This is a genomic window from Tamlana sp. I1 (assembly GCF_015355625.1).
Classification (GTDB): domain Bacteria; phylum Bacteroidota; class Bacteroidia; order Flavobacteriales; family Flavobacteriaceae; genus Pseudotamlana.
Genome location: NZ_JACLAF010000004.1, coordinates 14,658 through 35,051 on the forward strand (window position 1 = coordinate 14,658; position 20,394 = coordinate 35,051).

Sequence of the window (20,394 nt, forward strand, 5' to 3'; positions counted from 1 at the left end):
CTCTGAACATAAAATTATGCAAATAAGAAAATTTATTATATCTCTAGTTCTTTTGGTCGTAGTAAAAAGCTACGGCCAAGAGCTAAACTTACCCGTGTTTACACAATATTTGGCAGATAATAATTTTGTGTTGTCACCAACATTTGCGGGTATTGGAGATAATGTCAAGCTTAGGGTTAACGGATTTACCCAGTGGGTGGGTATTAATGATGCGCCAGACAACCAATCGTTTTATGGCGATGTTAGAATTGGCGATAGAACCGGAACCGGACTTTCTGTATATAATGATAGAAACGGGAATACCTTACAAGCAGGTTTTAAAATATCTTTTGCGCACCATATTATCTTAGATTATTATTCTAAACAGTATTTGTCATTCGGACTTTCATATAACTTAAACAGCTTTAAAATAAACATCCATAATTTTGAAGGCGGTTACGAAAACCCAGCTTTAGACCCTTTTGTTACCGATGATAGACGTACCACAAACCATAACTTCGATGTTGGTTTACTATACCGAAACAAAGGCTTTTTCTTAAGTTTTAACGCGAATAATATACTACCTAAAGATATTGATGAAGCTATTCGTACTTTAGAACCTAATTTGTTACTTAATTACCAAATCTATTCCGGGATTACCTTTGGTAAAAAATACGGAAAAGTAGAATTTGAACCTTCTGTGTATTACCAAATGTTTAGTAGTGACAGACGTTCTAGTACCGATTTAAATTTTAAGGTTAGAAAATACAGTCGAGGCGAAGATTATATCTGGGGAGGCGTATCGTACCGTTTCTTAAACGATCAGCTTTTAAAACCCTTAGGTATTGGTCCAATGGTTGGATTCCAAAAGAAGATGTTTTATTTCGGCTATGCCTACCAAATCACAACAAACGAATTAGCGGCGTATAACTCAGGAACACACTCCATAACCCTTGGAATTAACTTCTTACAAGGTATTAGTAACTGTCCGTGTACACAGAGTCCGATTCATTAATTTTTGGTTGTTGGTTATTGGTTGCTGGTTTTTAGCTATTAGCCTTTAGCTGTTTGCTTTTGGCAGATTTACAACTGCGAATATATTACCCGGTTATTGCAAAACACATTTAAGTTCCAATATGTCAGGCAGAGCGTGTCGAAGCCTATTTTAGAGGAATTGGTTTTTGGTTTTTTTGCTATTATCCTTTAGCTGTTTGCTTTTGGCCCTTAGTCAATAGAAATTTACAACTGAATAGTTCATTATTCAGTTATTGCAAAACACATTTAATCTCCAAAATGTCAGGCAGAGCTTGTCGAAGCCTTTTTTCGATGGGTTTGGTTATTGGTTGTTGGTTTTTTGCCTTTAGCCTTTAGCTTTTTGCTTTTAACCATTAGAGATTTACAACTACGAGTTTATTATTTGGTTGTTAGTAATTGGTTTTTAACTTTTAACTCATAACTCTTATCTCATAACTCATAACTGAAAATTGTTAGCCATTAGAAATTTACAACTATGAGTTTATTATTTGGTTGTTAGTAATTGGTTTTTTAGTTTTTAACTCATAACTCATAACTGAAAATTATTAGCCTTTAGCTGTTTGCTTTTGACCCTTAGCCATTAGAAATTTACAACTGAAAAGTTTATTATTCGGTTATTGCAAAATACATTTAAGTTCCGAAAATGTCAGGCAGAACTTGTCGAAGCCTTTTTTCGATGGGTTTGGTTATTAGTTTTTGGTTGTTGGTTTTTAGCCTTTAGCTGTTTGCTTTTGGCTCTTAGCCTTTAGAAATTTACAACTACGAGTTTATTATTTGGTTGTTAGATATTGGTTTTTTAGTTTTTAATTTTTAACTCTTAACTCTTAACTCTTAACTCTTAACTCTTAACTCTTAACTCTTAACTGTTAATTGTTAGCCTTTAAAAATTTATAACTGAAAAGTTTATTACCCGATTATTGCAAAACACATTTAAACTCCGATATGTCAGGCAGAGCTTGTCGAAGCTTTTTTAGAGGAATTGGTTATTGGTTTTTAGCCTTTAGCCTTTAGCTGTTTGCCATTAGAAATTTACAACTACGAGTTTATTATTTGGTTGTTAGATATTGGTTTTTAACTTTTAACTCTTAACTGTTAATTGTTAGCCATTAGAAATTTACAACTGAAAAGTTCATTATTCGGTTATAGCAAAACACATTTAATCTCCAAAATGTCAGGCAGAGCTTGTCGAAGCCTTTTTTTAGATGAATTGGTTTTTAGCTATTAACCCTTAACTTTTTGCTATTAGAAATTTATAACTGAAAAGAGTTATTATTCGTTTTTTAGTTTTTAACTATTAACTCTTAACTCATAACTGAAAATTGTTAGCCATTAGAAATTTACAGCTGAAAAGTTTATTATTCGGTCATCTACAAAACACATTTAATCTCCGATATGTCAGGCAGAGCTTGTCGAAGCCTTTTTCGATGGGTTTGGTTATTAGTTTTTGGTTGTTGGTTTTTAGCTGTTTGCTTTTGACCCTTAGCCATTAGAAATTTACAACTGAAAAGTTTATTATTCGGTTATTGCAAAATACATTTAAGTTCCGAAAATGTCAGGCAGAGCTTGTCGAAGCCTCTTTTAGAGGAATTGGTTGTTAGTTATTGGTTTTTTAGTTTTAAACCACAAACCACAAACCACAAACCACAAACCATCAACCAAAAAAACTACCCTTCAAAAACCTTAATCATTTTAAAAGATTTCATTAAGTGAAATAATCCAGGAAGAATAACAGCCCCACCAATAATTAAAGAAATTCCTAAAACTTGAATCACCTTATCTGGGGATGCAGAAGCTAAAAGGTCTACTTGTGTATTTGAAGCCATTATTAAAACCGGAAAATGCGTTACAAAGGCAGCCACTAAAATTAAAACTACTTGCAGACCAGCAAGGAATCTGGTGCGTACTTTTTTAGCTTTTTTGATGCTTTTTAAAAGCGGAAAAATTAGAATCGCCGATAAAACAACCAAGCCTAATGTGATTGGGTTTTTAATAAAATCGGTAACAAAAGCGACTTCATGATAGAAGCCATAGCAGATAAGAATAAAACCTATAAAGACAACGGCAACGGTTGCTTTTTCAGATTTCACCACATAAACCGATCGGTTTGTTGCTGTAGATTCTCCAATTAATAAAATGGAGGTTAAAAAAGTACATAATGCAGCAAAAAAGACCCCTACTAAGATTGAAAATCCGTTAAACCAAGGATTAATAAAAAGTTCTACAAACGAATAGTTTTCGTAATCTTCAGTAATAATAAGTTCACCTGAAAACATCGCGCCAGCCGTCATTCCTAAAAAAATGGGGGTTATTAAGCTAGAAATTCTAAACATCCAATCGTATAGAATTTGAGATCGGTCTTTAAACGCATCATAATGTCTAAAAACAAAGGCAACCCCACGCATGGTAATACCTAGTAAAACTAGTGTTAACGGAATGTGTAAATACACAACCAGTACATTATAAAATTTAGGAAATCCTACCCAGAGAATCACCACTAAAATAATAATCCAAATATGATTGGCTTCCCAAACAGGTCCCATTACACGGTAAATGGTCTTTTTGGTAAGCTGTTGGTTCTTTTTAGTAGAAAATAGCTCAACAATACCAGCGCCAAAATCAGCTCCAGCTAAAATGACATAAAGTAACAAAGACACCATTAAAAAAAATAAAACAACGTATAGCATGTTAACTTAGGTTTGGATGATTAAGTGATTTAATTTGACGTCCCATTAACCAGGTTACGGCAATGGTTAAAATAGTATAGAGACCCACATACAAATGGAAACTGTAAATCATTCCAGGCATCGGGGTTACAGCATCTTTAGTTTTCATAATCTTATGTATAATCCATGGTTGTCTACCTACTTCGGTAACAATCCATCCGGCTTCTAAAGCAACAAAGCCTAAAGGAGCTAGTAGTGCAAAAAGCAACCAAAATTTTCGACTTTTCCACCATGATTTTTTAAAAAGACTCGTAAAAAACAATAAACCAGCAAGTAGGAGTAGGGTACCAATACCAACCATAATTTGAAAGGCATAATGAACAATAGCGACATTAGGGTGTTCATCTTCAGGAAAATCGTTAAGTCCTTTTACTTCAGCATCAAAATCGCCAAAGGCTAGAAAGGATAAAGCTTTTGGGATTTCAATTTTATGAGTTACTTCTTGTTTTTCATTATTTACAATACCACCAATATACAGCGGGGCTCCTTTTTGGGTGTGGTAGTGGGCTTCCATAGCCGCCAATTTTACAGGCTGTCTTTCTGCGATATCTTTAGCCGATAAATCGCCGCTTATAGGTTGTAATATAGCTGCAACAGCACCAAAAGTAATGGCGATTTTAAACGCTTTTTTGTGAAGTACGATATGGCGTCTTCTAAATATTTGATAGGCATGAATTCCAGCAACAGCAAATCCTGTAGCAGTAAAGGCTGCTAAAGTCATATGTAAGGCTTGCGTAAACCAAGCAGGGTTAAGAAAGGCTTTTACAGGATCGATATTAAAAAATTCACCATTAATATAATCAAAACCAGTAGGGGCATTCATCCAGGCATTAGCCGAAACGACTAGAATTCCCGAAGCAACTCCCGAAACGCCAACGATAATCCCTGTAAACCAATGGAATTTCTCAGGGATTTTATCCCAACCATATAAATAAAAACCAAGGGCAATAGCTTCAACAAAAAACGCAGCACCTTCTAAAGAAAAGGGCATGCCAATAATTGGGCCGGCATGTTCCATAAATTCAGGCCAGAGTAGACCCAATTCAAATGATAGAGCAGTTCCAGAAACAGCACCAACCACAAAAAAGATAGCGACTCCTTTTTGCCATGATTTAGTAAGTTTTAGATAAACTAAATCACGTGTGTTTAACCATTTTTTGTGGGCAACAATCATGAAAAAAGGCATAACCATGCCAATACATGCAAATACAATGTGAAAAATAAGCGTAAATGCCATTTGCAGTCTTGCGGCATCTAAATTATCCATAAATGAGGGTTTAAAGTGGGAAAACAAATATACTTGATATCGTTTTGTAAACCCTAATTATTTCGCTTAAAAAGATAGAAAAACCTTAGGCGGCAATTAATCTTTTACAATTTCAATTTCAAATAATTTATCCCAATGTTTACCTGTAACAAAAATAGTTTTGGTTTTTGGGTTGTAAGCAATCCCGTTTAGCACATCAAGATCTTTGTGTTGAGTTACCAAATTTTTAAGCGGCGTAAAGTCTACCACAGCAATAACAGCCCCGTTTTTAGGATTTATAATCGCTACACCATCTTTTTGGTAACGGTTGGCGTAAATGTTTCCTTCAATCCATTCCATTTCGTTAATGCCAACTATTTTGCCTCGGTTGGTATACACTTGAATGTGTTCTTCTTCAGAAAGTGTATCTGGATTTAACAACCAAATATTTTCCGTACCATCACTTTTATAAATGGTGTTATCGACATGGCATAAACCCCAACCTTCTTTACTGTTTCCGTATTTAAAGCTGCTAATTTTTTCAAATGTATCCACATCGTACACGAAACCTGTACCTTTTTGCCATGTTAATTGGTAAATTTTATCATTTAAAATGGTTAAACCTTCACCAAAATACTCATCCGATAAATTGATGTTTTTTAAAACACCTCCTGTTTTGTAATCTACTTTTCTAAGTTTAGAGGCTTTGTATTGGCCTGTACTTTCGTATAAAGTATCATTATAAAATTCTAAACCTTGGGTGTATGAAGTAATGTCATGAGGGTATTCGTTAATAATTTTATAGGTGTATACTTTAGGCAAATCACTGTTTAAAATGGTAATTGCAGAAGCAGTTGTTTGTTTTTCATTATTAAAATAAACGGTAGCTTCAAGAGTATGTTTGCCTAGTTTTTCATCTTTTAAACTATAACTTTCGGCTATAGGTTTTCCATTTAAACTATACGTAATAGAATCTATAACGTGATCTTTTTTGTTCTTTACGGAAAGATTTAAGGTTTTATGATTGGAAATATTACCCTTTGTTGCATTCGTTTCAATAGAAAAATCACTTTTTTTATGCGCTCCGTTTGAACCGCATGAAATTATAGTAACACTTAAAAATATGATTGTGAGCTGTTTGAATAAAGTCATTTTAAAAATTTAATTTAAGGCAAGATATTTATTTAAAATCAGTTTAAAAAATCATTGTGATAATTTTAAAAGGTTGTATATTTGCACCCGGCAAGTCCTACACAACCAGCTCCTGTTGAATCCTCCAGGTCGGGAACGAAGCAAAGGTAAATGGTCGTAGCGGTGTGATGTAGGTAGCTTGCCTTTTTTTGTACCCAAAACTGAAATCTTGAAAGCCAAACTGCTTCAAGATTTTTTAGTTTTAGGAAGAAAAGTTGAAGGTTTGAAACTTTTAATTTTTTTAATGTTACCCTTCAGCCTAGTCTTTTTAAACAATATGAAAAGCTTCAATTTACTTACAAGCTTTCTTCAATATTATTGTATTTTTACCGCCTTAAATCTTAGAAATAAATGTCGAAAGTTGTTTTAATTACAGGTGGTTCATCTGGTATTGGTAAGTCTATAGGAGCATTTTTAACCCAAAAAGGTTTTGTTGTTTACGGCACAAGTAGAAACCCTGAAAATTATAAGGAAAGTCTTTTTCCTATTTTAGAACTGGATGTTAAGAATGAAAAAACCATTAAAGACACGGTTGCGACCATTATAGAAAAAGAAGGTAAACTGGATGTTGTTATTAATAACGCCGGTGCTGGTATAACAGGGCCTATTGAAGAAATTCCTGAAGCAGAAATAAAAAACAATTTTGAAACCAATTTTTTCGGACCAATAAAAGTAATTAAAGCGGTATTACCGCAAATGCGTAAACAGCATTCGGGCTTAATTATTAATATTACCTCTATTGCCGGATATATGGGCTTGCCATATCGCGGGGTTTATAGTGCTAGCAAAGGCGCTTTAGAGTTAATAACCGAGGCCTTTAGAATGGAACTAAAGGATTTTAATATTAAAATGACTAACGTGGCTCCTGGCGATTTTGCTACCAATATTGCAGCCGGACGATACCATGCACCATTATTAAAAGATTCGCCGTACCACAAGCCTTATGGTGATACTTTAGCGTTAATGAATGCTCATGTAGACCATGGGAGTAATCCCGATATGATGGCCGAAGCAGTGTTTAAAGTGATTGAAACATCAAATCCTAAAGTACATTATAAAGTAGGGGCGTTTATGCAAAAGTTTTCAATTGTGCTGAAACGTATTTTGCCTGATAAGATGTATGAAAAACTTTTAATGAATCACTATAAGTTGTAGTTTATCTGTTGATAAGACCTAGCAATTCATCTTCAAATCGTAAGGAGAAAATATTGGCATTGCTATCTACTATTTTTTTGTCTTCATCAACAATAATAACTTTAGTAATCGGGTAAATAATCAATTTTTCTGAAGCTACTTTAGAGTTTTGAAACTGATATTCTTTAGAATCATCAAAATGAAGGGTTTCAAGTAGTTTTTTTGACTTCTGGATCCCGTAATCATCAACATTTATAGATATAAATTCAACTTCAGGATATTTCACTTTAAGTTCCTTTAGTTTGTAATGACTTTCTTTAAAATGTTGGTAGTACACGTTAGACCAAAAAGTAATTACCGTTGGCTTATTAATTAAAGTATTAAGTTCTATGTTGTGGTTTTTATAATCTACAAGATTAACTAAGGGCAAATTAGAACCATCTTTAAGTCGATGAATGGATTGCGCGTATTTCGTCATGCGACCTTTTTCATCTTCATTAGCACTTTTGCTTAAAAAATAGTTTAAAATGGTGGTGTTGTTTTCTTCGTTATCATTTTTCGATAGATATTTTAAAGTAAAATGATAAAGTAAATCATCTTTAATGGTGCCATTATCAACCAAACTATCAACCAATTTTAAGCGATCTAAATTATAACAGAAGGCGTTTTCCTTATGGGTTTTACACAAATCATGATTTGTATGCGTTTTAAGCGCAAGATTACTTATGTTATGTCTTAAAAATGAGCGGTAATTGTGGTAATCGCTAAAAAAAGTATCATTGTAGTTAATATGCTTTCTGTAGTTGTAAAAATTACTAGGTAAGCTTTCTAAATTTTCAACTTTATTTTTGCCATGATGCGCAAACGGATAAACTTCTTTGTAGGAATAATAGCTGTAGTTAATATTAGCTTCTGCTATTTTTATAAAAAGCGGCGAAGGGTTGTATCTTGAAATAAACTTACTTAATGCAATTTCTTTGCTCGTTTTTATTGAATCGATATGTTTTTCGTAATCGGTTGAGGAAAGCTGGCAAAGTCTGTAAATATGCTTTTCTTCCTTTTCATGATCAAGAAAATCATTAATTAAATAATTGTTTTTTTTATCGCCTTTTCCTGTGAACACTAAGGATTCGTCGAAGTCTAATGTATTCAATCTAAAAAAAACACTGTCTTTTGGTTCAAGAAGAATAAGCTGATTTTCAATGCCGTGTTTAAAAGTATAAATACCGCCATTTAAATTTTTAACCTTATAAATAAAGCGATTGGCACCGTTTAATTTTACGGTGTCTAGTAGTGTTTGTCCTTTCGAGAGTACGACATAGTTTGTATTTGGGTTGATAATTTCACCACCAATATAAGCGTAAGTAACATCAGAATTATGATGATCTTTTTTACAACTAAAAAAGGCGGTAAGCACAACTATAAGAGACAAATAATACTTCATAAGCAATGTTAGGGTATCTTTGGTCGTACAAAAATATATGATGTAAAGATATTCTGCTGTTAAGACGCTGTTAAAAGATGTTTTTCCTACAATATATTGCGATCTATAGACGTTGCGGACTACACAAAATTGCCTGCTTTAAGTTTCGTCTTACCAATTCATTTCTCTACTTTTGCAAAAATTTAATTTGAATTATGTTATCAGTATCGAACCTATCTGTCCAATTTGGAAAACGTATACTTTTTGATGAAGTAAACACGACTTTTAACAATGGTAATTGCTACGGCATTATTGGAGCCAATGGTTCTGGAAAATCTACCTTTTTAAAGATTATTTCAGGAAAAATTGAGCCAACATCAGGACATGTGTCTTTAGAATCTGGTAAACGCATGTCGGTACTAGAGCAGGATCATAATTTATATGATGAGCACACGGTTTTAGAAACCATTTTAATGGGAAACAAACCTTTATTCGAAATTAAATCTGAAATCGATGCGCTTTATGCCGATTACTCGGATGAAAATGCAGAGCGTATTGGTGAATTACAAGTTAAATTTGAAGAAATGGATGGCTGGAATGCCGATAGTAATGCGGCTTCTATGTTGTCTAACTTAGGGATTAAAGAAGAGTTTCACTATACTTTAATGGCCGATTTAGATGGAAAACAAAAAGTACGTGTGTTATTAGCACAGGCACTTTTTGGAAATCCTGATGTTCTAATTATGGATGAGCCAACCAACGACTTGGATTATGAAACCATTTCGTGGTTAGAAAATTTCTTAGCAAATTATGATAACTGTGTAATTGTAGTATCTCACGACAGACACTTTTTAGATGCAGTTTGTACGCATATTTCTGATATTGACTTCGGAAAAATAAACCACTATTCAGGAAACTATACGTTTTGGTATGAATCTTCGCAATTAGCAGCAAGACAACATGCACAGCAAAACAAAAAAGCTGAAGAAAAGAAAAAGGAATTAGAAGAATTTATTCGTCGTTTTTCTGCTAACGTAGCAAAAAGTAAACAGGCTACCAGTAGAAAAAAGATGATTGATAAACTGAATATTGGTGATATCAGACGTACAAGTAGAAGGTACCCAGCTATTATTTTTGAACGTGAACGTGAAGCAGGCGATCAAATTTTAAATATTGAAGGTTTAGCGGCTTCTATTGATGGCGAAATTTTATTTAAAAACATCGATTTAAACTTAGCGAAAGGTGACAAAGCTGTTGTTTTTTCTAGAGATTCTAGAGCAACCACTGCCTTTTATGAAATCTTAAATAATAAAGAACAAGCCGATGCCGGTAAATTCATGTGGGGTGTAACTACAACACAATCTTATTTACCATTAGATAACAGTGAGTTTTTTGATAACGATTTAACGCTTATCGATTGGTTACGCCAATGGGCAACTACTGAAGAAGAACGTGAGGAAGTAAATATTCGCGGATTTTTAGGGAAAATGATTTTTAGTGGAGAAGAAGCCTTTAAGAAGTCTTCGGTATTATCTGGAGGAGAAAAAGTACGTTGTATGCTATCTAGAATGATGATGATGCGTGCTAACGTTTTACAACTTGATGAACCTACAAACCACTTAGATTTAGAGAGTATTACAGCTTTTAATAATTCATTAAAAAACTTTAAAGGTAGTATCTTGTTTACAACGCACGATCATGAATTTGCACAAACTGTTGCAAACCGTGTGGTAGAATTAACGCCTAATGGAGTTATTGACCGTTACACGACTTTCGATGATTATATGCAAGATCCTAAAATTAAGGAGCTACGTAATAAAATGTACGAAGTATAAACTTAGAACTTGTTAATTCGAGTGAATTTACGATTGATAATGAGTGAAATTAGTATCGAGAATCATTCACATCGTCACTTAAAAAGTTACACCCACTAAACACTCTTGGTAAGTAATATCCCCTAGAGGACTATCGAGATGAAAACATTGTTTTTATCGAAGATACATGGCGAAGCCAATAGGGGTGTTTTATTGCAGTTATTATTTTTATATAAAAAAAGGCTGTCTAAAAAGTAAGTTAAATTTGATTTGTCAGGTTGAGCTTGTCGAAACCGATATTGATTAGCAATCAGTTAAAAATATTTCGACAAGCTCAATATAACATCAAGTATACTTTTTAGACAGCCACTTTTTTTTAATCTATTTTTTTACTCTTGTAATTCAGAAGTAATCGTGTTAATGACTTCCGTTGCTTTTTCAAGTTCATCTTTATGAACAAAAACTTGTTGAATGGGCGCGTTAGATAAACCAAAGATAGGCGATAAACCTGCGTTGGTTTGCTCTTTAAGGACTGGAATGATATCTATTTTTTCAAGTTCAACAACCATGCGTTGTACGACAATGGAATCACCAGAATATACTTTTATATAATTTGAATCGGACATATCTTTAAATGTTTAAGGTCTTTTTTAAAGATACAATTTTTTTAAATACAGAACTTCATTTGTTCAGGAATTACAAAAAAACCAACAATGAACAATTAACAAATAACAATTCTCAGTTAACAGTTAACAGTTAACAGTTAAGAGTTTAAAACTAAAAAACGAATAATAACTCTTTTCAGTTATAAATTTCTAATAGCAAAAAGCTAAGGGCTAATAGCTAAAAACCAACAACCAAAAACTAATAACCAAATAATAAACTCAATCGAAAAAGGCTTCGACAAGCTCTGCCTGACATATCCGAGCTCAAATGTATTTTATAAATGACTGAACAATAACTCTTTTCAGTTGTATATTTCTAAAAGCTAACAGCCAAAAGCAAACAGCTAAAGGCAAAAACCAAAAACTAGTAACCAATACCCAACCCCATTGAAAGCGGCTTCGACAAGCTCTGCCTGACATATCGGAACTCAAATGTATTTTGTAAATGACTGAATAATAAACTTTTCGGTTGTAAATTTCTAAAAGCTAACAATTCTCAGCTAATAGTTAAAAGTTAAGAGTTAAAAACTAAAAACCGAATAATAACTCTTTTCAGTTGTATATTTCTAAAAGCTAAAAGCTAACAGCCAAAGGCTAAAGGCAAAAGGCTACCAATACCCAAACCCATTGAAAGCGGCTTCGACAAGCTCTGCCTGACATATCGGAACTCAAATATATTTTATAAATGACTGAATAATAAACTTTTCAGTTGTATATTTCTAAAAGCTAACAGCCAAAGGCTAAAGGCAAACAGCTAAAAACCAAAAACCAAAAACCAGTAACCAAAATAAACCAATAAAATCACTTCTTAAAAAATGGAACTCTATAAGAAACTATAAAACCGTATCCAGCACCAATACGGCTACTATCGTAGGTTTTTCCAAAGCCAGGGATATAAACGTTTTCAAAATTATCAACAGCAGTTTCAGAGGCTAAAAAGCGTAATTGTAGATTAACTCCTATGTAAAGGTTTGTTAGGACTTCAGCCTTTAATCCTAGTTGTATTTCTCCCCAAAAGGCTAATAAACCGTTAAATTCTTTTGTTTCTTGTAAGGTTAATTGGGGTGCCCAATATTGATTAGTAGCATAAACAGTGGCACTATTTAAATCGTGACTAAAAGTACTTGCACCAGCTCTAAAGCCAAAATAAATCATGTTATCCATGTCCAACCAGTTTTCATACATATTGTAATCAACACCAGCTTTTAAATAACTTCCTTGGCTGGAAATATTCATATAATCGGTAATGGTATTTTTTTCTTCAGTACCTATTTCACCAGCTATATAAAGACGTTTTTTAATTCGGAAATCGGCAACAATTTCAAAACCTTTATAATCATCATCTATTGCAGTGCGTACTAACTTACTAATATCAGCACCAACTCGAAGGCCGTATTTTAACTTTACGCTTGTAGAATCTTTTGTTTTCTTATCAGCAGTTTCACCCTGAGCTTGAACATTTATAGTACAAACAAAAAAGAAAACAATAAGATTAATGCCATATAATAAACTGTGCTTCATTTTCATTTTCTACAGATTGGTTGTCGTTTACAGGTTGCCTAGAAACCATCCAATTATCAGTGTCTGGCTCGATAGTAAGCGTTACGTTTTTATAAATGGTTTTATAGCCACAAGCACGAGATACATAAACCTCTTCTCGGCTGTAACTTATGGTTATTGTGTCTGGGTTGCCTTCAATAAAATCATCGGAAGTATCATCGGGAGTACCATTATCATTAACTTTAGCATCACTTACAAGAACATATTGTGTGGTGTTTACATCGGTTTTCAACGGAAGTAAAACGTCATCAGTGGTTGTGAAATAATAGTCGGATAATACCGCATCATTTCCAACGCCTTGAGCAATCATAGTAAATACATTTTTCTTAGCTGTAGGATTTGAAGCGTCGTAAAAATCGATAACAAGTCGTGGAGTGGTATCTAGTTCTCCAGGGCAAATATCATCAGGTTCGCATGCTATTGCTATTGAAATCCCTAAAATCAATAGTAATGAGATGCCAATTATTTTTAAATGTTTCATTCTTTATTTTTAAAACTATGTTTTGTCTAGCGGTGTTCCAAAAGTACAACATTTTCAACATGGAACGTTTGTGGGAACATGTCTACTGCTTGGGTTTTAACAACCTTGTATTGTGCATCCATAAGTTCTAAATCGCGCGCCTGTGTGGCGCTATTACAACTTACATAAACTACTTTTTTAGGCGCTATGTTTAATATTTGCTGCACCACATCTTTATGCATCCCGTCACGTGGTGGATCGGTAATAATCACATCTGGTTCGCCGTGTGTTTTAATAAATGCATCATTAAACACATTTTTCATATCACCTACAAAGAACTCAACGTTATTAATGCCGTTTAATTGTGCATTTTCTTTAGCAGCAGTAATGGCATCTGGAACCGATTCTACACCAATAACTTTGCTGGCTTTTTTTGCAACAAACTGTGCAATGGTTCCTGTGCCTGTATATAAATCGTAAACCAATTCTTCGCCTGATAAACCGGCAAAATCTCTAGTGATTTTATACAGTTCGAAAGCCTGTTCGGAATTTGTTTGATAGAAGGATTTCGCATTTATTTTGAATTTTAAACCTTCCATTTCTTCAAAAATATGGTCGGCACCTTTGTAGCAAATCACTTCTTGATCGTAAATAGTATCGTTTGCTTTACCGTTAATCACATATTGTAAAGAGGTAATTTGTGGAAAAGTTTCAGCAATATAATCTAATAATAATTCGCGTTTTGCTTGATCATCTTTAAAAAACTGAATCATCACCATAATATCACCTGTAGACGAGGTACGAATCATCATGGTGCGTAGTAATCCGGTTTGGTTTCTGGTATTGAAAAATTCCAAATCGTTTTCAATAGCAAATTGTTTAACCGAATTTCTAATCACGTTTGAAGGATCGGCTTGTAAGTGGCACATGTTTAAATCTAGAATTTTGTCCCACATGCCTGGAATATGAAAACCAAGGGCATTTTTATCACCCAAATCTTTATCCGATTGAATTTCTTCAAGGGTTAACCAACGGGCATCACTAAAAGAAAATTCCATTTTATTTCTGTAGAAATACTGTTTTTCAGCACCTAATATAGGAGTCACTTCAGGGAGTTCGATATGCCCAATGCGAACCAAGTTATTGGTAACTTCTTTTTGTTTGTAAAACAATTGGTGCTCGTAGCCCATATCTTGCCATTTACAGCCGCCACAAGTCCCAAAATGCTCGCAAGCAGGTTCAACACGTTTATCGGAAAGTTTATGAAAAATAGTTGCTTTTCCTTCGTAATAAGCTTTACGCTTTTTAAAAGTTTGCACATCTACCACATCGCCAGGAACGGCGTTTGGTAGTAAAATAATTTTGCCATCTGGGGCTTTTGCAATGGTTTTACCTTTTGCGCCAGCATCGATAACTTCAACGTTTTCAAAAACTTGTTTTCTTGATTTTTTTCTAGACATGCTGCAAAAATAATGAACTCCGGTATACTTTTTTGATTGAACTGAAAAATAGTTGTTTTCTTTTTAATTTTTTGGTTTTTGAAACTTAATAATAGCTGAAATACATTTTTTGAAGCCATTAATAATTAGTAATTTGCAGGCTCTAGGGATGATTTCTTTCCCACGCTGAATTTTCGAAACTTTCGAAAGGATAAAGGTAGATAAGGAATGGTTATTTTAAGTGTCTATATGATTATAGATACAAACTTTAAACTTATTTAAAATGGCTGTTTTAGACCAATTAACTTCGCAACAAGCGATCGATTTAGAAAACAAATATGGTGCACACAATTACCATCCGTTACCTGTAGTATTAAACAGGGGAGAAGGTGTGTATGTATGGGATGTAGAGGGTAAAAAATATTACGATTTTTTATCGGCATATTCGGCAGTAAACCAAGGCCATTGCCACCCAAAAATAATTAGTGCCATGGTGCAGCAAGCCCAGACATTAACTTTAACTTCAAGGGCGTTTTATAATGATATGCTTGGTAAGTTTGAGAAATTTGCCTGCGAATTTTTCAACTTTGATAAATTATTGCCTATGAATACAGGTGCTGAAGCGGTAGAAACAGCTTTAAAACTTTGTAGAAAATGGGCGTATGAAGTGAAAGGTATTGATGAAAATCAAGCAGAGATTATTGTTTGTGAAAATAATTTCCACGGAAGAACCACAACGATAATTTCCTTTTCTAATGATCCTGTGGCACGAAAAAATTTTGGCCCCTACACCAAAGGATTTATAAAAATTGCCTACAATAGTATTGAAGCTTTAGAGGAAGCTTTAAAGAATAATCCGAATGTTTCAGGTTTTTTAGTAGAACCGATTCAAGGCGAAGCTGGCGTTTATGTGCCGGATGAAGGTTATTTAACCCAAGCAAAAGCGCTATGCGAAAAATATAATGTGTTATTTATTGCCGATGAGGTTCAAACGGGTATTGCACGAACGGGTGAATTATTAGCGGTAGATCATGAACAAGTGAAGCCAGATATTTTAATTCTAGGAAAAGCCATTAGTGGTGGTGTTTATCCTGTTTCGGCCGTATTGGCAAATAATGCGGTGATGAATGTGATTAAACCAGGAAACCATGGTAGTACTTTTGGTGGTAACCCTGTAGCAGCTGCAGTAGCTATGGCTGCTTTAGAAGTGATTCGAGATGAAAATTTAGCAGAGAATGCTTCAGAATTAGGTGTTTTGTTTCGTAGTGAATTAAATAAATATATTGAAACCAGTCAGATTGTTAAGCTAGTTCGTGGAAAAGGCTTGCTTAATGCCATTGTTATAAACGACGATGAAGAAAGTGAAACTGCTTGGAATATTTGTATGGCTTTAAAGGAAAACGGCTTGCTTGCAAAACCAACTCACGGGAATATTATTCGTTTTGCCCCACCTTTGGTAATGACTAAAGCACAACTGTTAGACTGTGTACAAATCATAACAAATACATTGAAACAATTTGAAGTTTAGGGAATGGACTGAAATTTTGTTAACATAAAAAAGCGGCTGTCTAAAAAGTAGATTTTACGTTAATCTGAATTATTTCAGAATCTCATAATCATTGAAATTCAATATCATGAGATTCTGTGTCGAGCACAGAATGACGATTGTTTTAACTTTTAAGACAGCCGCTTTCATTTTTCAGAATTAGGCTTATTGGCCCATCATCTCTTGTATTTTTTCGTTTAGTAATTCTTGATCTTGTAAGGTGTCCCAACCAAATACAGATACCATACCTACAATTAAAAGAATGTAAAGAACAGATAATACAATACCAATAATAGCTAATATTTTTCCTGCTTTTACATTTTGATAGCCTGTGTAGATTTCAGGGTTTTCGGCATACAATTTCGCAGCTTTATTGGCTAGAATAATCGCGGTAACGCCTAAGATAATACCACCTATACCATAGCAGCAACAAAGTGGTATGGATAGGATTCCGAAAACTAATATTAGGGTTGAATTTGGTAATTTTTGTTCTTCCATTGTTTGATTTTTAGTGAATTATAAAGGTTTTTATTATAAAGTTTGTAACTATAATTAAGCCATTTACTATGGCAAATACAGTGATTATTTTGTTACCGTATTTTAAATTTTTAAACGCATGAATACTAATGATGCCAAAAAGAATAATAAGCGTGTAAATAGCAGGATACATTTTAAATGCCGATATAAAATCACCTTCTAAAATTAGGGCTAAGGCACGTTGTATACCGCAGCCAAAACACTCAAATCCTAAATATTTTTTATTTAAACAGGGGAGCATGTATTCTTCCATGACACGTGGTAAACCGAATTTCTTTGAAGCTAAAATACTAAAAGTAAATAAATATATCATGTTTTTAGAGAGGCTTCCATACTGTTGTTTTTATTTGAAAAAATATAAATAAACCCAAATTTTACCGTAATTTGCTTACAGATTTAATCTTCATTAAAAATCATGAAATATTTTAATTATTTTCTAATCATTTTTGGTGCATTTGTGGCCATGTATGGTAAAACAAATTCAAATTCCGACCAAAGTCAATACCTTTTAATTGGTGGCATTGTTATGTTAATGATTGGTGTTTACCGTGTAGCAAAAACAGTTCCTAGTAAACACGAGCACGAAGACGCTGAAGACGACGTATAATGAAATTTAAAACAGGCGATAAGGTGTTGGTTCTAGATGAAGATTTGTCTGGAAAAATTACCCAAATAAAAGGGACTACAATTTCTATTGAAACCGAAGATGGTTTTTTGCTGGATTTTCAGGCTTCAGAACTGGTTAAAAAACAAAAAGACCAAGATTTAAAAACGGCTTTGTTTTCAAAATCGAGTATAAATTCGGTAATTTCTGAAAAGGAACAACCCAAACGCAAGCAACAAACAAAAAAACGGGCTAAAGATCGCTATGAGCCAACCATGGAAGTGGATTTACACATCCATCAATTGGTAAAGTCTTATCGAGGCATGTCTAATCACGATATGTTAACACTGCAACTGGATACAGCAAGACATAAATTAGAGTTTGCCATTTCTAACCGCATTCAAAAAATAGTATTTATTCATGGCGTTGGTGAAGGTGTTCTTAAAACCGAACTCGAATATTTATTTGGACGCTACAACAACGTAAAATATTACGATGCCAATTACCAAAAATATGGTTTAGGTGCCACCGAAGTTTACATTCTTCAAAGTGTAAAACCCGATTAATTAAATGCTGGGGTCTTTTTTACGGTTTTAGTTAAAGCACTATTTTCTAATTTACCAAAATCAAGTTCATCAGCCGATAAAACCTGAATATCAATATCTCTTAAAGTCATATTGACTTTATAGGTTTGAATGTAACTATGTTCTCTGTATTTTGTAGCGGGAACTTTAGAAAATACTGCTGGGTTTAAATAATCTGGGCCAATATCACTATTTGTAATGTCGTTGGCGGGGTTTTGGTCTTGCGATTCGTTTTCTTCATCACGGGTTAAAGTGCCATCGCCATCATCATCAGGATCTAAATAATCAGGAATACCATCACCGTCGGTATCTTGAGCATCGCTGTAATCACCGTCGCCGTTAGGGTCTGGATTTTCAAGAGCTGTTAAAATATTATCCCCATCATCATCACTATCAATATAATCAGGGATTCCGTCACCGTCTGTATCATCGTCGGTAGGGTCGCCATTACCGTCTCTGTCTTCTGCTAAAGCTGAAACACCATCATTGTCATCTTCAGTTAAAACCGTTTTAATATCTGCAAATCCGCTGGTACTTTCAATGTCGTTTGTAATCGTAACCGAAGAATCTGGTATATCGCTACAAAACAAATCGCTAGGTAGTTTTTCGTTACTATAAGTTCTATAATTAAATGGGTTCGAGGTACTAATAGTATAGGTTTTTTCAAAAACACCACCGGCATCAACTGCAAGAATATCACTTAATTTAACACCTGTTAGTTTTAAGGAAAGCGATTCTGAAGGATCTTCTTTCGTTTTATATAGCACTAAATTGTTTACGCCACAGCTGTAAAAAGTATCATCAAAATCAAGCTCAACAATAATAATATCTCCGTCATCACAAGAAATATATAAGAAAAAACTTAAAGAAAGTAGGACAAAAAATAATTTGCGCATGGTACACGATTTTAGGCAAAAATAATGGAATTGTTATTTATAACGCATGATATTGATAATAATTTTATTTCAAGTATTTTTGAACTTTAATAGAATTAATACATCGCTATGCCACAGGTTTATTTTGATAATGCTGCAACAACGCCTTTGCGCACCGAAGTTATTGAGAGCATCACTGAAGTTTTAAAAAACAACTTTGGTAATCCTTCATCTTCACACAGTTTTGGACGTGCATCAAAAACGCTGGTTGAAAAATCAAGGAAAACCATTGCCAAGCAATTAAATGTAGAGGCAAGCGAAATTATATTTACTTCAGGAGGTACCGAAGCCGATAATTTGGTTTTAAAAAGTGCTGTTAAAGATTTGGGGGTTACTCATATTATTACTTCTAAAATCGAGCATCATGCCGTTTTACATACGGTTTTGCATCTTCAAAAAGATTATAATATTGAGGTTAGTTATGTGGATTTAGATGAAAACGGCATGGTTAACTTCAAACATTTAGAAAGCTTACTACATACTGAAGCTAAAACGTTGGTGAGCTTAATGCACATTAATAATGAAATAGGCAGCATTTTAGATTTAAAGCAGGTGGCTACTTTATGCCAAGAAAACAAGGCCTTGTTTCATACAGATGCTGTGCAATCTGTAGGGCATTATAAATTAGATTTACAAGATATACCTGTTGATTTTTTAGCAGCTTCGGCACATAAATTTCATGGACCAAAAGGTGTTGGCTTTACTTTTATAAGAAAAAATTCAGGCTTACAACCAATTATTGTTGGCGGCGAGCAGGAGCGTGGTTTACGTGCAGGAACCGAAAATGTTCACAATATAGTAGGTATGGAGCGGGCTTTAAATGAAGCTTATAATAATTTCGACAAAGATTTTGAAGATTTAAAAGGCTTAAAATTTTACTTCATAGAAAAAATAAAAGCCGAAATTCCAGAGGTTGCTTTTAATGGAGATTCTTCAAATATAGAGGGAAGTGCATGTGCCATAGTTAATGTGCGTTTGCCTTTACCTGCTGAAAAAGCGTCAATGATTTTATTTCAGCTCGATTTAAAAGGTATCGCCTGCTCGCGAGGCAGTGCTTGCCAAAGCGGAAGTGCTCAAAAATCACATGTACTAACTGAAATTTTAAACGAAACCGATTTACAAAAACCTTCCATTCGTTTCTCTTTTAGTGTTTTTAATACTCAAGCTGAAATCGATTATGTTATTGGTGTTTTAAAGAGTTTGTGTTAATCGAAAAATCGGTAGAGTAGGTTTACTTTTCTAGAGGGTAGATGAAGAATTAGTTCGTTGTTTTATCAATGGAAAAAGGAACAACACTATTATTTAGCACGGTATTGGTTCTAAATCAATTACCTTTACCAAAGTATTATTTATCTGTAGATATTAATTATCACTTCGCAAGACATTTAGCGAGATGCTAAGGCTTTATTTAAAGTCCTTATTTTGATTCATGAAACGCTAGTGGCCAACTTGATGCCTGATTACTAGTAAGTAACTATTTTATAGTATTTTAATCTTACGCTTTGCTCAAGTCATTACT

Annotated in this window: 18 protein-coding genes and 1 other RNA gene; 8 read left to right on the forward strand and 11 right to left on the reverse strand. The window is 33.9% G+C overall.

All coding sequences use genetic code 11. The features are described from left to right. Window positions 1-16 precede the first annotated feature (16 nt). A complete protein-coding gene (locus tag H6X70_RS04180) occupies window positions 17-994 on the forward strand; it encodes a type IX secretion system membrane protein PorP/SprF (protein WP_194766424.1) in 978 nt (325 codons plus the stop codon). A 1,684-nt stretch (window positions 995-2,678) separates the two neighbouring features. On the opposite strand, the gene H6X70_RS04185 is transcribed toward H6X70_RS04180, so the two are convergent. The 3 genes from H6X70_RS04185 to H6X70_RS04195 form a co-directional block, all read right to left on the reverse strand. Next, window positions 2,679-3,698, reverse strand: a complete 1,020-nt coding sequence (locus H6X70_RS04185) for a cytochrome d ubiquinol oxidase subunit II (RefSeq protein ID WP_194766425.1) — start codon at window positions 3,696-3,698, stop codon at window positions 2,679-2,681. 1 nt (window position 3,699) lies between these two features. Beyond that, entirely contained in the window at window positions 3,700-5,004 is a 1,305-nt protein-coding gene (locus H6X70_RS04190) for a cytochrome ubiquinol oxidase subunit I (protein ID WP_194766426.1), read from the reverse strand. A 96-nt stretch (window positions 5,005-5,100) separates the two neighbouring features. Further along, on the reverse strand, window positions 5,101-6,135 hold the full coding sequence (locus H6X70_RS04195) for a glutaminyl-peptide cyclotransferase (RefSeq protein ID WP_194766427.1): 1,035 nt from the start codon (window positions 6,133-6,135) through the stop codon (window positions 5,101-5,103). Between the two features lie 88 nt (window positions 6,136-6,223). Between H6X70_RS04195 and ffs the strand changes: the two genes are divergently transcribed. Next, window positions 6,224-6,322: signal recognition particle sRNA small type (ffs, locus tag H6X70_RS04200), an RNA gene on the forward strand. Window positions 6,323-6,525: 203 nt separating this feature from the next. Further along, window positions 6,526-7,329, forward strand: coding sequence for an SDR family oxidoreductase (locus H6X70_RS04205; RefSeq protein WP_194766428.1), 804 nt, complete (start codon window positions 6,526-6,528; stop codon window positions 7,327-7,329). A 1-nt stretch (window position 7,330) separates the two neighbouring features. Here the strand turns inward: H6X70_RS04205 and H6X70_RS04210 are convergent, their stop codons facing one another. Beyond that, window positions 7,331-8,752: a TlpA family protein disulfide reductase gene (locus H6X70_RS04210; protein WP_194766429.1), complete on the reverse strand. Its 1,422-nt coding sequence runs from the start codon at window positions 8,750-8,752 to the stop codon at window positions 7,331-7,333. Between the two features lie 194 nt (window positions 8,753-8,946). Here H6X70_RS04210 and H6X70_RS04215 point away from each other — a divergent pair, with 194 nt between their 5' ends. Further along, complete coding sequence (locus tag H6X70_RS04215; protein ID WP_194766430.1) at window positions 8,947-10,566, forward strand: ABC-F family ATP-binding cassette domain-containing protein; 1,620 nt, start codon at window positions 8,947-8,949, stop codon at window positions 10,564-10,566. Between the two features lie 368 nt (window positions 10,567-10,934). On the opposite strand, the gene H6X70_RS04220 is transcribed toward H6X70_RS04215, so the two are convergent. The 4 genes from H6X70_RS04220 to rlmD form a co-directional block, all read right to left on the reverse strand. Further along, the gene (locus tag H6X70_RS04220) at window positions 10,935-11,171 is read right to left on the reverse strand and encodes a DUF2007 domain-containing protein (RefSeq protein ID WP_194766431.1); all 237 of its coding nucleotides are present in this window, start codon (window positions 11,169-11,171) and stop codon (window positions 10,935-10,937) included. 840 nt (window positions 11,172-12,011) lie between these two features. Continuing rightward, window positions 12,012-12,737, reverse strand: a complete 726-nt coding sequence (locus H6X70_RS04225) for a DUF6048 family protein (RefSeq protein WP_194766432.1) — start codon at window positions 12,735-12,737, stop codon at window positions 12,012-12,014. Then, window positions 12,703-13,251, reverse strand: coding sequence for a DUF6452 family protein (locus H6X70_RS04230; RefSeq protein ID WP_194766433.1), 549 nt, complete (start codon window positions 13,249-13,251; stop codon window positions 12,703-12,705). Before H6X70_RS04230 ends, H6X70_RS04225 begins: the two co-directional genes overlap by 35 nt. 26 nt (window positions 13,252-13,277) lie before the next feature. Beyond that, on the reverse strand, window positions 13,278-14,690 hold the full coding sequence (gene rlmD, locus H6X70_RS04235) for a 23S rRNA (uracil(1939)-C(5))-methyltransferase RlmD (RefSeq protein WP_194766434.1): 1,413 nt from the start codon (window positions 14,688-14,690) through the stop codon (window positions 13,278-13,280). Window positions 14,691-14,952: 262 nt separating this feature from the next. Between rlmD and rocD the strand changes: the two genes are divergently transcribed. Next, window positions 14,953-16,197, forward strand: a complete 1,245-nt coding sequence (gene rocD / locus H6X70_RS04240) for an ornithine--oxo-acid transaminase (RefSeq protein ID WP_194766435.1) — start codon at window positions 14,953-14,955, stop codon at window positions 16,195-16,197. Window positions 16,198-16,380: 183 nt separating this feature from the next. Here the strand turns inward: rocD and H6X70_RS04245 are convergent, their stop codons facing one another. Further along, a complete protein-coding gene (locus tag H6X70_RS04245) occupies window positions 16,381-16,713 on the reverse strand; it encodes a CCC motif membrane protein (RefSeq protein ID WP_194766436.1) in 333 nt (110 codons plus the stop codon). A gap of 10 nt (window positions 16,714-16,723) precedes the next feature. Further along, window positions 16,724-17,065 carry a DUF2752 domain-containing protein gene (locus tag H6X70_RS04250; RefSeq protein WP_228530254.1) on the reverse strand — a complete coding sequence of 114 codons (342 nt, stop codon included), beginning with the start codon at window positions 17,063-17,065 and terminating at the stop codon, window positions 16,724-16,726. Between the two features lie 102 nt (window positions 17,066-17,167). On the opposite strand from H6X70_RS04250, the gene H6X70_RS04255 reads away from it, so the two are divergent. Further along, a complete protein-coding gene (locus H6X70_RS04255) occupies window positions 17,168-17,359 on the forward strand; it encodes a hypothetical protein (RefSeq protein ID WP_194766437.1) in 192 nt (63 codons plus the stop codon). Beyond that, on the forward strand, window positions 17,359-17,922 hold the full coding sequence (locus H6X70_RS04260) for a Smr/MutS family protein (RefSeq protein WP_194766438.1): 564 nt from the start codon (window positions 17,359-17,361) through the stop codon (window positions 17,920-17,922). Before H6X70_RS04255 ends, H6X70_RS04260 begins: the two co-directional genes overlap by 1 nt. On the opposite strand, the gene H6X70_RS04265 is transcribed toward H6X70_RS04260, so the two are convergent. Next, the gene (locus H6X70_RS04265; protein ID WP_194766439.1) at window positions 17,919-18,836 is read right to left on the reverse strand and encodes a hypothetical protein; all 918 of its coding nucleotides are present in this window, start codon (window positions 18,834-18,836) and stop codon (window positions 17,919-17,921) included. The genes H6X70_RS04260 and H6X70_RS04265 overlap by 4 nt on opposite strands. 108 nt (window positions 18,837-18,944) lie before the next feature. Here H6X70_RS04265 and H6X70_RS04270 point away from each other — a divergent pair, with 108 nt between their 5' ends. After that, on the forward strand, window positions 18,945-20,084 hold the full coding sequence (locus H6X70_RS04270) for a cysteine desulfurase family protein (protein ID WP_194766440.1): 1,140 nt from the start codon (window positions 18,945-18,947) through the stop codon (window positions 20,082-20,084). Window positions 20,085-20,394: the final 310 nt, after the last annotated feature.